At 65.2% G+C, this 13,270-nt stretch carries 12 protein-coding genes; 10 read left to right on the top strand and 2 right to left on the bottom strand.

Annotated elements, in window-relative coordinates:
• The first annotated feature begins 48 nt into the window (after positions 1 to 48).
• The 3 genes from ACREB4_RS16865 (at position 49) to ACREB4_RS16855 (ending at position 2,525) form a co-directional block, all read left to right on the top strand.
• Positions 49 to 723 (top strand): glutathione S-transferase family protein, encoded by a 675-nt coding sequence (locus ACREB4_RS16865; protein WP_431589399.1) that lies wholly within the window; start codon positions 49 to 51, stop codon positions 721 to 723.
• A 1-nt stretch (position 724) separates the two neighbouring features.
• Positions 725 to 1,522 (top strand): DUF481 domain-containing protein, encoded by a 798-nt coding sequence (locus ACREB4_RS16860; RefSeq protein WP_431589398.1) that lies wholly within the window; start codon positions 725 to 727, stop codon positions 1,520 to 1,522.
• 91 nt (positions 1,523 to 1,613) lie between these two features.
• Positions 1,614 to 2,525, top strand: coding sequence for a phosphoribosylaminoimidazolesuccinocarboxamide synthase (locus ACREB4_RS16855; protein ID WP_431589397.1), 912 nt, complete (start codon positions 1,614 to 1,616; stop codon positions 2,523 to 2,525).
• A 25-nt stretch (positions 2,526 to 2,550) separates the two neighbouring features.
• Here ACREB4_RS16855 and yihA read toward each other — a convergent pair whose 3' ends face one another.
• A complete protein-coding gene (yihA, locus tag ACREB4_RS16850; protein WP_431589396.1) occupies positions 2,551 to 3,312 on the bottom strand; it encodes a ribosome biogenesis GTP-binding protein YihA/YsxC in 762 nt (253 codons plus the stop codon).
• A gap of 48 nt (positions 3,313 to 3,360) precedes the next feature.
• Here yihA and ACREB4_RS16845 point away from each other — a divergent pair, with 48 nt between their 5' ends.
• From ACREB4_RS16845 to ACREB4_RS16815, 7 genes are all read left to right on the top strand, one after another.
• Positions 3,361 to 3,990, top strand: a complete 630-nt coding sequence (locus tag ACREB4_RS16845) for a c-type cytochrome (RefSeq protein ID WP_431589395.1) — start codon at positions 3,361 to 3,363, stop codon at positions 3,988 to 3,990.
• 190 nt (positions 3,991 to 4,180) lie between these two features.
• Positions 4,181 to 6,352 (top strand): cytochrome c biogenesis protein ResB, encoded by a 2,172-nt coding sequence (locus tag ACREB4_RS16840; RefSeq protein WP_431589394.1) that lies wholly within the window; start codon positions 4,181 to 4,183, stop codon positions 6,350 to 6,352.
• Between the two features lie 7 nt (positions 6,353 to 6,359).
• The gene (gene ccsB, locus ACREB4_RS16835) at positions 6,360 to 7,718 is read left to right on the top strand and encodes a c-type cytochrome biogenesis protein CcsB (RefSeq protein WP_431589393.1); all 1,359 of its coding nucleotides are present in this window, start codon (positions 6,360 to 6,362) and stop codon (positions 7,716 to 7,718) included.
• Positions 7,715 to 8,467: a Crp/Fnr family transcriptional regulator gene (locus tag ACREB4_RS16830; protein ID WP_431589392.1), complete on the top strand. Its 753-nt coding sequence runs from the start codon at positions 7,715 to 7,717 to the stop codon at positions 8,465 to 8,467. The genes ccsB and ACREB4_RS16830 overlap by 4 nt, the downstream gene beginning before the upstream one ends.
• 86 nt (positions 8,468 to 8,553) lie before the next feature.
• Positions 8,554 to 9,378, top strand: coding sequence for a PEP-CTERM sorting domain-containing protein (locus ACREB4_RS16825; RefSeq protein WP_431589391.1), 825 nt, complete (start codon positions 8,554 to 8,556; stop codon positions 9,376 to 9,378).
• Between the two features lie 134 nt (positions 9,379 to 9,512).
• The gene (locus tag ACREB4_RS16820) at positions 9,513 to 10,334 is read left to right on the top strand and encodes a PEP-CTERM sorting domain-containing protein (RefSeq protein WP_431589390.1); all 822 of its coding nucleotides are present in this window, start codon (positions 9,513 to 9,515) and stop codon (positions 10,332 to 10,334) included.
• A gap of 133 nt (positions 10,335 to 10,467) precedes the next feature.
• Complete coding sequence (locus ACREB4_RS16815; RefSeq protein ID WP_431589389.1) at positions 10,468 to 12,783, top strand: hypothetical protein; 2,316 nt, start codon at positions 10,468 to 10,470, stop codon at positions 12,781 to 12,783.
• A 77-nt stretch (positions 12,784 to 12,860) separates the two neighbouring features.
• Here the strand turns inward: ACREB4_RS16815 and ACREB4_RS16810 are convergent.
• Positions 12,861 to 13,270, bottom strand: a 410-nt coding sequence (locus tag ACREB4_RS16810; protein WP_431589388.1) for an OB-fold protein, incomplete at its 5' end; no start/stop codon positions are given.

Raw genomic sequence — 13,270 nt, 5'->3', positions numbered from 1 at the left:
CGACCCACGCGTTAAGCTTGGGTCGGTTTTTTTTTGGAGGTGTGCCCAATGCTCAGGCTTCACGGCTTTTCCCTGTCCAACTACTACAACAAGGTCAAGCTGGTGCTGCTTGAAAAAGGCGTGCCGTTCGAAGAAGTGCTGGTGCCCACCACGGGCCACCCCGTCGACAAGGCGATGTCGCCCCTGGGCAAGGTGCCCTACCTGGAAACTGAACAGGGCAGCCTGTGCGAGAGCCAGGTCATCCTCGACTACATCGAGGCGCGCTGGCCCACACCGCCTTTGGTGCCCGCCGATCCCTGGTTGGCCGCCAAGCAGCGCGAGATCAACACCTTCCTTGAGTTGCACATCGAACTGTGCGCCCGCCAGCTCTACCCGCAGGCCTTCTTTGGCGAGGCCTTGCCCGACAAATTCACCGCCCGGGTCAGAGGCCAACTGGTGAACAACCTGGCCGCTTTCCGGCAACTGGCGGTGTTCGGCCCTTATGTGGCGGGCGACACCTTCTCGGCCGCTGACTGCGCTGCCTACACGCACCTGCCCCTGGCCGGCCTGGCCAGCAAGATCGTCTACGGAGAAGACCTGGTGGTGGCGGCCGGCATCGACTGGAAGCCCTACGTCAAGTTGATTGAAGCGCGCCCCACGGCGCAGAAAGTGGCGGCCGACCGCAAGGCCGACCAGGGCAGGAAAGTCGCGGTGCCCAAGGCCGCGGGGGCAGGGGAGGTTTGACATGCCGAAGTTTCAGCAGCGCGCGATGGTTTTGACCGCCCTGGCCCTGGCCAGCCATGTGGCCTTGGCGCAAGCCGTGCTGGCGCCCGCGGCGCCAGCCGCCCCACCGCCTCCCAACGTGAAGCTGGACCACTGGCGTTGGGAGCTGGGCCTGGGGGCCAGCGTGTCCTCGGGCAACACCGAGGCGTCCAGCGCCACGTTCAACGCCGATGGCGCGCGCATCAGCGCCCATGGCAAGTGGACGGTGAACGGCCGCCTGCTCTACGCCAAGGACGCCAAGGGCACCACCGCCGAGCAAGTGGCGGCGGACAGCCGCTACGACCACAACGTCACGCCGCTGGTGTTCTTGTTCGGCCAGGTGGGCGGCCTGCGTGACCGCCCCGCCAACCTTGACCTGCGCGTCACCGCCGGTGGCGGCGCGGGCTACCACGTCATCGAAACGCCGCAGACCATCTTCGACGTCACCGCCGGCCTGGGCTACGCGCGCGACCGCTACACCCAGCCCAAGGTGGTGAACGACCAGAACCGCGAAACCCTGGACCGGGTCGAACTGCTGCTGGGCGAGAATTCCAGCCACCGCCTGACCGACAACACCACCTTCAAGCAGCAATTGGCCTTGTCCCCGGCGTTGGATGGCAGCGGCTTGCGTGCCGAGTGGAAGGCCGGCCTGGCCGTGGCCATGACCGCCAAACTCAAGCTGTCGGTCAACGCCAGCATGCGCTACAACGGGGACCCCGGCGTCGGCATCAAGAAGACCGACACCCTGGTGGTGACCGGCGTGCAGTTAACCCTGGACTGACCAGACCCTGGCCTGACGAGGCGAGGCACAATGGCGGGCTGGGCCGCGAGCGGCGCCAGCCGTTGTTGATGAAGATGAAAGCCGACCTTTGATGACCTCCGCCCTGCACACTTCCGCCCTGCAATCCCTGCCCCTGCTTGCCCGTGGCAAGGTGCGCGACAACTACTCGGTGGGCAGCGACCGGATCCTCATGGTGGCGTCCGACCGCATCAGCGCCTTCGACGTCATCATGGGCGAGCCCATTCCCGGCAAGGGCGCCTTGCTCACCCAAATGGCCCTGTTCTGGTTCGAGTTGCTGAAGGACGTGGTGCCCAACCACCTGACAGGCGACGAACCCGTCAGCGTCGTGTCCGCCGCGGAGCGCGCGCAGGTCGAAGGCCGCTCGATGCTGGTCAAGAAGCTCAAGCCCCTGCCCGTCGAGGCCGTCGTGCGCGGCTACCTGGCCGGCAGCGGCTGGAAGGAATACCAGCACAACGGCGAGGTCTGCGGCGTGAAATTGCCCGCCGGCCTGAAAAACGCCAGCAAGCTGCCCGAGCCGATCTTCACGCCCGCCACCAAGGCCGACGTGGGCGACCACGACGAGAACATCAGCTTCGACAAGATGGTCGCCATCATCGGGCAGGACCTGGCCGAGCGCGTGCGCGAGGTGTCGATCCAGCTGTACCAGGCCGCGGCCGACTACGCCCTGACCAAGGGCATCATCATCGCGGACACGAAATTCGAGTTTGGCCTGGACGAGCAAGGCACGCTGACCTTGATGGACGAAGTGCTGACGCCCGACTCGTCGCGCTTCTGGCCGCAGGAGGGCTACGACGCCGCCTTCAACGCCGGTGCCAACCCGCCCAGCTACGACAAGCAGTTCCTGCGCGACTGGCTGGAGCAAGCCCAGGTCAATGGCCAGCCCTGGGACAAGACCGCACCATCGCCCGCCTTGCCACAGGACGTGATCGAGCACACGGCGGCCAAGTACCGCGAAGCGCTGACGCGCCTGACCGGGGCCTGAGGGGGCGATCGGCGCGGCGCGACGTTCAGCGCCGCCGAGCCGGCTTGTCGTCGCCCAGCAAGGCGTCTTGTTCGGCCTTTTCGGCGGCGCGGGCTGCGGCCAGTTCGGCTTCGCGCAGCGCCACTTCTTCGGTCGAGGCCCAGCCGCGCAGCATCACCGCCGCTTCGCCCACGCCGGTTTTCTTGACCGACGAGAACAGCATGATGTTCATGTTGGAGGCCTCGGTCTTCAAGGCGCTCAGCACTTCTTTGGCCTCACGCAGGGCGGCGTCGGCCTCCTTGCGGTTGAGCTTGTCGGCCTTGGTCAGCAGCACCAGCAGCTTGACCTCGCCCATGCGCACGCGGGGGCCGACGAATTCGAGCAGGTTGCGGTCGAGCTCGGTGAAGCCGTGGCGCGAGTCGACCATGTGCACCACCCCGGTCAGGTTGCGGCGCACGGCCAGGTACTGGGCCATGACTTCCTGCCAGCGCAGCTTGGCGGTGCGGTCGACCGCCGCGTAGCCGTAGCCAGGCAAGTCGGCCCAGTGCAGGTTGGGCGCGGCCTTGGGGCCGACCTGGAAGAGGTTGATGTGCTGGGTGCGCCCTGGCGTTTTGGAGGCAAACGCCAACTGCCGCTGTTGCGCCAGCGTGTTGATGGCGGTGGATTTGCCGGCATTGGACCGGCCCACGAAGGCAACCTCGGGTAACTCCGAGGGCGGAAGTTGCTCCAATTTGGCGGCTGTTGTTAAAAACCGAGCCGTGTGGGTCCAGGCGAGGGCGTCTTTCGGGGAAATCGTAGGTTCGGTCATCAGCCATTGTAAAATCAATGGGTTTCCAGCCCAACCCCACTCATCGTCATGAAGCGTCTTTCCACACTGATTGCCCTTGCCACGATGGTCTTGACCCTGACGGGTGTGGCCCATGGATCTGCCGCCAAACCGCCCGCCAAGCCCGACCTGGCCGCCGGTGAGGCCAAGGCCACCGCGGTGTGCGCGGCCTGCCACACGGCCGATGGGTCGCGGGGGGCGGCCACCTACCCCATCCTGCAGGGTCAGCACCCGCAGTACCTGGCCAAGCAGCTGAACGAATTCAAAAGTGGTCAGCGCAAGAACGCCGTGATGAACGGCATGGCGGCACCCTTGACGCCCGAGGACATCCGCAACGTGTCCGCCTTCTACGCCACCAAGAAGGCCAAGGACGGCTTCGCGAAGAACAAGGACACCGTGTCCCTGGGCGAAAAAATCTACCGTGGTGGCATCGCCAAGAAAACGGTGCCGGCCTGTGCGGCCTGCCATGGCCCGGCTGGCTCGGGCATCCCGGCGCAATATCCTCGCCTGGGTGGCCAGCACGCCGACTACGTCAAGGCGCAACTGACGGCCTTCCGCCAGGGCGACCGCGTCAACAACGCCTCCATGGCCGCCATCGCGGCCAACCTGAGCGACAAGGAAATCGACGCCTTGTCCGACTACATCGCCGGTTTGCGTTGAGCCTCGGCGCGGGCCGGGCTGGGTCCCGGTCTCGGCCCTTGCCCGCAAGGGCCACCATCAAAGGCGGGGCCATGGCAACCGCCTTTTTTGTGCCTGGTAATCCCTTGCATGGTCGCCTGCCCGACCATGCGATCGTCAGTGGCGTGGCTATAGTCCGCGCGCCGATGTTTCCCGGAAGTCGCTGTTGACCATGAGCTCCCTCGCCGATCCCACCCCGATGCCTGCGCGTTCCCTCAAGGGCGATCTGCTGGAGCTGCTGTCGTCCATGCGCTTCGCGATCTCCCTGCTCACGGTGATCTGCGTGGCGTCGGCCATTGGCACGGTGGTGCGCCAAGGCGAGCCCTCCAACAACTATGTGGAGCAGTTCGGGCCTTTCTGGGCCGAGGTTTATGGTGCCCTGGGCCTGTACCGCATCTACAGCACACCCTGGTTCATGCTGATCCTGGCCTTCCTGGTCACCTCGACCAGCTTGTGCATCGCGCGCAATGCGCCGCGCATCCTCGTGGATTTCCGCAACCACAAGGAAGGCATCCGCGAGCAAGCCCTGAACGCCTTCCACCACCGCGCCGAGGGCGTGATTTACCAGCCGCTGGACCAGGCGCAAAACCGCGTGCAGCAACTGCTGTCCAGCGCGGGCTGGTCCATCAAAAGCCAGGTGCGCACGGGCGGCGTGGGTCGCGAGGCGGGCGTGATGATCGCGGCGCGGCTGGGGGCGGTCAACAAGCTGGGCTACATCGCGGCGCACTCGGCCATCGTGCTGGTCTGCCTGGGGGGGCTGTTCGATGGTGATCTGATCGTGAAGGTCCAGGCCTGGGCGCAAGGCCTGCAGCCGTTCCGGGGCGGCGCCATCACCGAGCAGAGCCGCCTGAGCGTGGACAACCCGGCCTACCGCGCGCAACTGTTCGTGGCCGAGGGCCAGCGCTCCAGCTCGGCGGTGCTCAACCTGGACAAGGGCATGCTGCTGCAGCCCTTGCCCTTCGAGGTCGAGCTCAAGAAGTTCAACGTCGACTACTACGCCACGGGCATGCCCAAGCGTTTCGCCAGCGACATCGTGATCCACGATCCGCGCACCAACACCACCAAGGCGGCCACGGTCGAGGTCAACCATCCCGTGGTCTACGACGGCGTGACCATCTTCCAGTCCAGCTTTGAGGATGGCGGATCGCAGGTCAGCCTCAAGCCCGTGTTCCTGAACGGACAGGGGCTGGGCGAAGACGCGCCCCTGATCCAGGGCGAGGTCAATGGCAACCCCTTGCCCCTGGCGGCCGATGCCCGGGGCCAGGTCAGGGTGGAGATCACCGGCCTGCGCGTGATCAACGTCGAGAACCTGTCGGATGCCCAAGGCGCGGGCGAGGACAAAACCGATGTGCGCGGTGTGAACCTGGCCGACCTGAGCAAACACCTGGGTTCGGGCGCCAAGCCTCCGGGCGACAAGAAATTGGTCAACGTGGGCCCGTCGGTCACCTACAAGCTGCGCGACTCGGCCGGCCAGGCGCGTGAATACCAGAACTACATGGTGCCGGTGAACCTGCAGGGCCGGCCGACGTTCCTGCTGGGCGTGCGCGACACCCCGGCCGAGAACTTCCGCTTCCTGCGCATCCCGGCCGATGAGCAGGGCAGCATGAACGGTTGGCTGCGCTTGCGCCGGGCCTTGAACGATGAGGGCATGCGCCGCGAGGCCGTGCAGCGCTTCGCCGCCAAGGGCGCCCCGCCCAACCGGCCCGAGTTGGTCCAGCAGTTGGGCATGTCGGCACAGCGGGCCCTGGATTTGTTCGCGGGGGTGATCGTGACCCCCGGCGAGCCTGGCGAGCCCGTGCCCACGACGTCCGCTGGCGGCCTTCAGGCCTTGTCGGATTTCATCGAAAAGGTGGTGCCCGAGCGTGAGCGCGAACGCACGTCGGAAACCCTGGTGCGCATCCTCAATGGCGCCCTGTCCGAGCTGATGAACCTGAGCCGCGAGCGGGCCGGGCTGGCACCCTTGTCCATGGACACGGATTCTGCCCAGGCTTTCATGACGCAGTCGGTGCTGTCCCTGTCCGACGCGGCCTTGTACCCCGTGCCGGTCGTGCTGATGCTGGAAGGCTTCGAGCAACGCCAGGCCAGCGTCTTCCAGGTCACGCGCACCCCGGGTCGCAACGTGGTTTACCTGGGGTGTGTTTTGCTGATTGTCGGCGTCTTCGCCATGCTCTACATTCGCGAGCGACGCTTGTGGGTCTGGCTGCACGGCGACGGTGCCCAGGGCACGCAGGTCAGGATGGCCTTGTCGTCCACCCGGCAGACGCTGGACACCGACGCCGAATTCGAGCAGGTTCGAGCCGCCCTGCTGGCGCCAGCCCCAGCGCCTGATTTGAAAGAAGTGTGAGTCCCCCATGACGACCTCCTCGACCCATTCCCTGCCCGGGCCGCGTGGCCTGCACAGGTCCCTTTTCGACTGGGCCTTCGCGGTCACCGTGCTGGCCTTGGGGGGCTGGGCTTTCCAGTCGCACGGGGCCTCGATGGACATCTACGAACGGGCCATCCTGGCCGGGGCCTTGCCCGCCATCATCGCGCTGGGCTGGTTCTGGGGCCCGGTCCGTGTGCTGCTGCTGGCGACCGGGCTGGTGACCTGGGGCGCGATGGGCCTGTACATGCGCGCCACCGATGATTACGGCGCCGACCTGGCGCAGGCCGACAAGGTGTTCTGGCTGAAGTACTTCCTGTCCAGCCAGAGCGCCATCTTGTGGATGAGCGTGCTCTTTTTCATGAGCACCGTCTTCTACTGGATCGGGGTGTTCAGCAAGAGCGTCACGGGGGCGCGCCTGGGTTCGCGCATCGCCTGGGCCGGCGTCTTCATGGCCTTGGTCGGCACCCTCGTGCGCTGGTTCGAAAGCCACCAGATTGCCCCCGACATCGGCCACATCCCGGTCAGCAACCTCTACGAGGTGTTCGTGCTGTTCTCGTGGATGACCACCACTTTCTGGCTGTACTACGAAGACCGTTTTGCCAAGGCGGGCCAGTCGCTGATGGGCCTGGGCGCCTTCGTGATGCTGGTGGTCAGCGCGGCCGTGGGCTTCCTGCTGTGGTACGCGCTGGAGCGCGGCGCCAGCGAGATCCAACCGCTGGTGCCGGCCTTGCAAAGCTGGTGGATGAAGCTGCACGTGCCGGCCAACTTCATCGGCTACGGCACCTTCGCGATGTCGGCCATGGTGGCCTTCGCCTACCTCATCAAGACCCACGCCACCGAGACCCGCTGGTGGAAGCTCGCGCCCTTGTGGGTGATCGGCGTGGCGCTGTGCTTCGAACCCTTTGTGTTTCGCAGCGGCAAGCCGAGTGCTGAACAGGCCACGAGCAGCTACTGGGCCGTGTACTTCGGCATCGCCGCCGTCATCGTGGCCGGCATCCTCAGCATGCGCCGCAAGCTGGCTTCGCAGCTGCCGGACTTCGCCGTGCTCGACGACGTCATGTACAAGGCCATCGCGGTGGGCTTCGCCTTCTTCACCATCGCCACCATCCTGGGGGCCTTCTGGGCGGCCGAGGCCTGGGGCGGTTACTGGAGCTGGGACCCGAAAGAAACCTGGGCCCTGATCGTGTGGCTGAACTACGCGGCCTGGCTGCACATGCGCCTCATGAAAGGCCTGCGCGGTGTTTTCGCGGCCTGGTGGGCCCTGGGTGGCCTGCTGGTGACATCCTTCGCCTTCCTCGGGGTGAACATGTTCCTGTCCGGCCTGCATTCCTACGGTCAACTGTGAACGCGGCATCCTGGGTCACGCCCGAGTTGCGGGCACAGCTTCGCACGGATGCCTGGTTCGGCAGCCTGTCCTCGGGCCTTGAAAACGACCTGCTGACCCTGGCCACGCCACGGCGCCTGAAAACCGGCGAACACCTGTTTTTCCGGGGCGATGCCGCCGATGGCATCTACGCCGTGCTGGAAGGCAACCTGCGCATCTCGGGCGTGACCGAGGCGGGCAAGGAAGCCATCCTGTCGTTGGTCGAGCCCCCGATGTGGCTGGGCGAAATCGCCCTGTTCGACCACCTGCCGCGCACGCACAACGCCGTGGCCGACACCGCCACGCGCCTGCTGCACGTGCCCATGGGGCCGCTGAACGAACTGCTGGCGCGCTGTCCCGTCTACTGGCGCGACTTCGGCGTGCTGATGTCGCTCAAGGTGCGCTTCGCTTTCATCGGCATGGAGGACCTGGCCCTGTTGCCGGCCGACCTCCGCCTGATGCGCCGCCTGGTGATGCTGGCCCATGCCTCGGTCAAGGCGGGCGCCTGCGTGCTGCCCATCAGCCAGTCGCAGCTGGGCATGATGCTGGGCTTGTCGCGCCAGACCACCAACCAGATCCTGCAGAGCCTGCAGGACAAGGGCGTGGTGCAGGTGGCGTATGGCCGCATCGAGGTGCTGAACCTTGGCGAGCTGATCGCGGTGGCGGGGTTGTCGAGTGCGGACAAGGCGCTGCTGGGTCAGATCGGGCCGTCGCGTCAAGCTGGGGGCTAACCCGGCTTTGGTGATGTTGCTTCTTTCCTAAAATGGACGCGGCCCGAAAAATGGGCCTCATTCAACAATCCAGTGGAGGACATCACATGAACAAACCGGTCAAACATTTGCTCGCGGTCACCACCCTGCTCGCGGGCAGCATGGCGCATGCCGCCTTCGGCGACTTTCCACCGGTCCTGACGAACGGATCGGCTCAATTGGCCTTCTCGGACAATGGATCGATGTCGCTGGGCTCGGGAGGCGTCAGCATCCGCACACCGGCGACCCTGCCCGGCTTGCCGGCCACGGACAACCGCGCCTCGTATGCCAGCGGCACGCGACAACTGGACTTGGCCCTGGGGTCGTTCACCATCTCGGACGACCAACGCGCCGCGGTGGCCACTCAATCGCTCAACTCCCTCGTCGAATTCAGGCGGACGGTCGTCGATGAGGACAACCCTGACAGCCTGACCCGCTATGTGGTGTCCATGCAGGATGTCGAGGTGGACCTGGTCAGCGCCACGATCTACGCGAAGTTGTCGTCCTCCGTTCGCAACGGCCTCGACGCGCCCTTGGTCACCGACTTGGGCCGGCAGGCCATCTTCCAGGCCACCCAGGTGGGCCTCGTGGGTGGAACGCAAGGCCAGATCACCTATGTCTCGGACCCCGACTATCCGGGATCGCTCCGTGCCCACGCCAGCGGGAACTTCGCGGGCCAATTGCGGATGAACACCAGCACGGCGGACACCATCCTGGGCAACCTGGGTTTGTCGACCGACGCCAATGACCCGGTGGCGGGGCTGTGGCGCAGTGTCAACTGGGGCACTTTTGGCTTCACGACCTCGCCCGTGCCGGAGGCTTCGACCTATGCCATGTTCGGCATCGGGCTCCTGGGCGTCGGCGCAATGACCCGCCGCCGGGCCAGGGCCTGATCGCCATCCAGGCAATTGCAACACTTGTCAAGCGGCTGTAACGACTGTTTGGCGGGGGCCGCGATCTCTTTAAGATGGAAGTGTCCCGCGCCAATGCGTGCTGGACACTTCATCAATATCAGGGAGAGATTCGCATGAAAACTGCATTCAAACATTCATTGGCCGTGGCGGCATTCGTGGCGGCCAATGCCGCCCAGGCTCAGTTCATTCCTTTTCCACCCACGCTCACCTCAGGCTCGGGCACCTTGGCGTTTTCCAACGATGCCCTGAATGCCTTGAAGTCTTCTGGCGTTGCCCTGGCCACCCCGAACATCATTCCTGCCGTCTCGGGGGTGTCCACGGGGGGCAATGCCAACGCGGGGTCTTACGCGGCCGGTTCGCTGAACCTGACGTTCTCCTCCGTGACCACCTCGGGTGACCATGTCAGTTCGCTGGCGTCCCCAGATTCATTCCTGCGGCTGCGCCGTTCTCTCGTCGATGAAAACGGCAATGTGGAAGCGCAGTATTCCGTTTACCTCACGGGTTTTGAGCTGGACCTGAACCAATCCACCGTCTATGCCAACGTCTTCGCCGCCACCGCCGGTGGCGGCGCGGCCACCAACCTTGGTCGGACCGCCCTCTTCACGGCGACCCAGGTCGGCATCGTCGGTGGCACCGAGGGCCGCATCGTGTTCAGCAATGGCCCGGACGGCGTGCCTCGTCCCACGGCCAGCGGCAATCTGGCTGGCGGCTTGCGCTTGAACGGCGCCGCTGGCGAGCTCATCTTGAGCAACCTGGGCCTGGCCGCACTGGCCACCAATCCCAATGACCCCTTGAACCGCCTCTGGCGTGATTCGAACTGGGGCGCCGTGTCCTTCACGGCCCCGGCGGTTCCCGAGCCTTCAAGCTACGCCTTGTTCGGCATGGGCCTTTTGGGCGTGAGCGCCGCGGTGGCCCGCCGTCGGGCCCAGGCCTGAGGGCTCACAGGTCGGCGTTTCCCGCGCCGACCTAGGTCTATCCCTGGTTTGTCGGTCATCCGACAACGTTGAAGTGAGCGGTCCGCGACCATGCGCACATCTTCAATGTCGAACACTGAACCGGGGGTATCTCATGGCCAACACATATCACAGGGTGGCGCCCACGCTGGGGCTGATGGCCCTGGCTGCCTGCGTGCCGCTTTGCCAGGCCGCCCCCAAGTTCCCTGACCAGGAGCTGGTGTGCAGCTTCAACGCCGCACGCGAGCAGCAGCGCGCCGCCTCCGCTCAAAACTTCGCACAGCCGGTGGCGCAGCAGATGCTGGTCAATGGCGCCTTGGTCTGGACGGCGGGCAGCACCACCGCCCCCGCGCTCAAGCCCGGTGACACCGTCACGCTGATCGGCAGTGGCTTTGGTGCCGGCACCGACATCGATTTCAGCAAGATCATGGTCGGCAACAGCCGCGTGCTCGAGACCGACCTGGTCATGTACGAGCAGAAGCTCGACATCCTGGCCAGCGCCAACTACGAAACCGGCAAGGTCACCAGCAGCTGGCCCAAGGACGTGCTCAGCTGGTCCGACACCAAGGTCGAGTTCCGCGTGCCGGCGCATGCCAGCAAGGGCCCCTTGAAGCTGCAGGTGCAAAAGCGCACCGGCTACCTGACTTCGCTGCGCAAGCCTGGCGAGCCACACAACATCATCGACGTGCAGCAGTCGCGCCTGGAGGCGCCGGCCAATCCGAATTGCGACATCGTTTCGCTGCTGTCGGACGACACCAAGGCCATCGCGCCCATCAACGTCAGTGTGAACAACGCCAGCTTCGCCGAGATGGTCAAGTTGGGCCGTCAGATCTTCTGGTCCTACGACTATGGCCTGGGCGTGGCGCACAAGTTCAAGAGCCTGGACTGGGACAAGATCTTCGGTGGCAAGGCCATCGACCCCTACACCCGCAAGGTGGCTGATCCGGCCGTGCTCTTCGGTGCCTACAAGACCGTGGCGGGCCAGGTGCCCAGCGAGGCCATCGACGACGTCAGCTTCGATCCCTACCCACAAGAAAGCCCCATCCCTGGCTTCCTGCTGGTGGACCAGCAGCTGACCGCTGGCAAGACCAGCAACAGCGGTTGGGTGGGCTACCGCTATGCCGAGTCCTCGCACCCCTTGCTGGGGCGTGGCAAATGGATCGGTTTCAACTGCGCGTCGTGCCACGGCTACCAGATCAGCTACAGCAAGGGCAGCGCCAACATCACCAAGGTCTTCCCGGGCCTGCCCAACCCCGGTTGGACGCAGCGCTGGACGGTGCTGGGGGACAAGACCACGGACACCACCGCGACGTTCACCTACGTCGTGGGCGACGAGCCGGGCCCCAGCTGGGCATCGGGCAAGAAGAAGGTCGACAAGACGGCCATGCTGTACCTGATCCCGGGCGGCGCCACTGAATCGACCATGACGCGCACGGCGGGTGAGGGCACGCTCTACGACAACGACTACATCTTCTCGCCGATGGTCATCCCCAATGTGACCAACCACTTGCCGATCCGCCGCTCGCTGTCGCACACCGAGTCCTACGTGGGCTTCGAAGGCTCGTACATCCACGCGCAGGAGCCGGAAGGTGCCATGGGCGCGATGGACCAGAAGTCGCTCAAGGCCCTGACCGCCTACATGTCGGTGCTGGACCAGGACGATGACGACCTGCGCAACATCGGCTTCTACCGCTGGCTCAAGTCCAACGGCAAGCTGGCGCAGACGGGCAGCACGTCGACCACGGAAGGCACCTTTGTGCAGAAGGGCTGGCAGAACTACCCGGCCGTGGTGAGCGCGGTGAACGCGGGCAAGGCCAGCTTCACGCAGGCTTGCGCTTCGTGCCACGGGGACAAGCTGGGCGCCAACACCAACGAGAAGATGGTGTCGCTGAAAGAAGTGGGGCGCTTCTTCGCGCCGTCGGACTTCCAGCAGAAGCAGCAGTCCATCCGCGCCACTTTCCTGCGCAATCTTTACTGGGTGTCGTCGCGCGGTCTGCTGACCGATGGCCACGTGCGCAACCTGGAAGACTTGGTGAACCCCGACCGTTGCAGCGAAGGCAGTGCGCTCTACAAGCAGTACTACACCTTGCACGCGCCGGTGCGCCCCGCGCTGGGCACGGCCGACCAGCCCTCGGTCTTCCCCGACCTGAACCGCAAGGGCGATGTTTTCCGCGTCTACAAGGCCAAAAAGAAGAACATCTTCGACACCACTTCGGATGCACGCAACCTGTTCGTCGAGCGTCACAAGTACTTCGTGACCGTGCCCGGTGACGAGGCGCACTACTACTGGGACTACCAGAAGATGCGCCGTGAATTCGGCCCTGAGATCGGCGCCTCCGGCCCGATCGGCCTCCCCGCTTCGCCGCACCCCTGGTGTGCCAAGTCGGGCGGCGAAGTGGCCAACCTCGTCCAGTACCTGCTGACCCTGTGAGGGGCTGGCTGAACTGGTTTTTCCTCTGGGATGCCTGAGGCATTCTTTGACCGCCGGTGGTGACGCCGGCGGTTTTTTTACATCGGCTGAAGGCGACAGTCGCCCAGCACGGGTTCGCCCATGAGCAGGCCTTGGTTCAGGCAGTCCATGCGCACCAGCTGGCCAACCCGGGGTTGAGGCGTGTTGCTGACCTGGGCGCCCATGTCCACCACGGCCCGCAGGCCTGCGTGGTCCTGGCTGGCACCCAAGGTGATGAGCAGTGTCTGCCCTTGGCCGCCTTCGGTCTGATCGACCACCCCTTGCAAGCTCAACCTCTGGCCTTTGAATCGGGCATCGGCCACTTGCGGCGAGCGTGCGTAAGCTTGCGCGATGTCTTGGGCGGCCAGGCTGTCAGGCTTGGATGGGCGGTCGACCTTGGGCAAGGTCGGCATGCCTGTTGGGGAGCCTGGTGTTTCGAGCTGTGCGGCGCTGCCTGGCTGATCGGGGC

This window comes from Aquabacterium sp. (genome assembly GCF_050725395.1).
Classification (GTDB): Bacteria; Pseudomonadota; Gammaproteobacteria; order Burkholderiales; family Burkholderiaceae_C; genus Aquabacterium.
The sequence above is the reverse complement of the archived record's forward strand: the minus strand, read 5'-3'. Positions and strand labels throughout refer to the sequence as shown.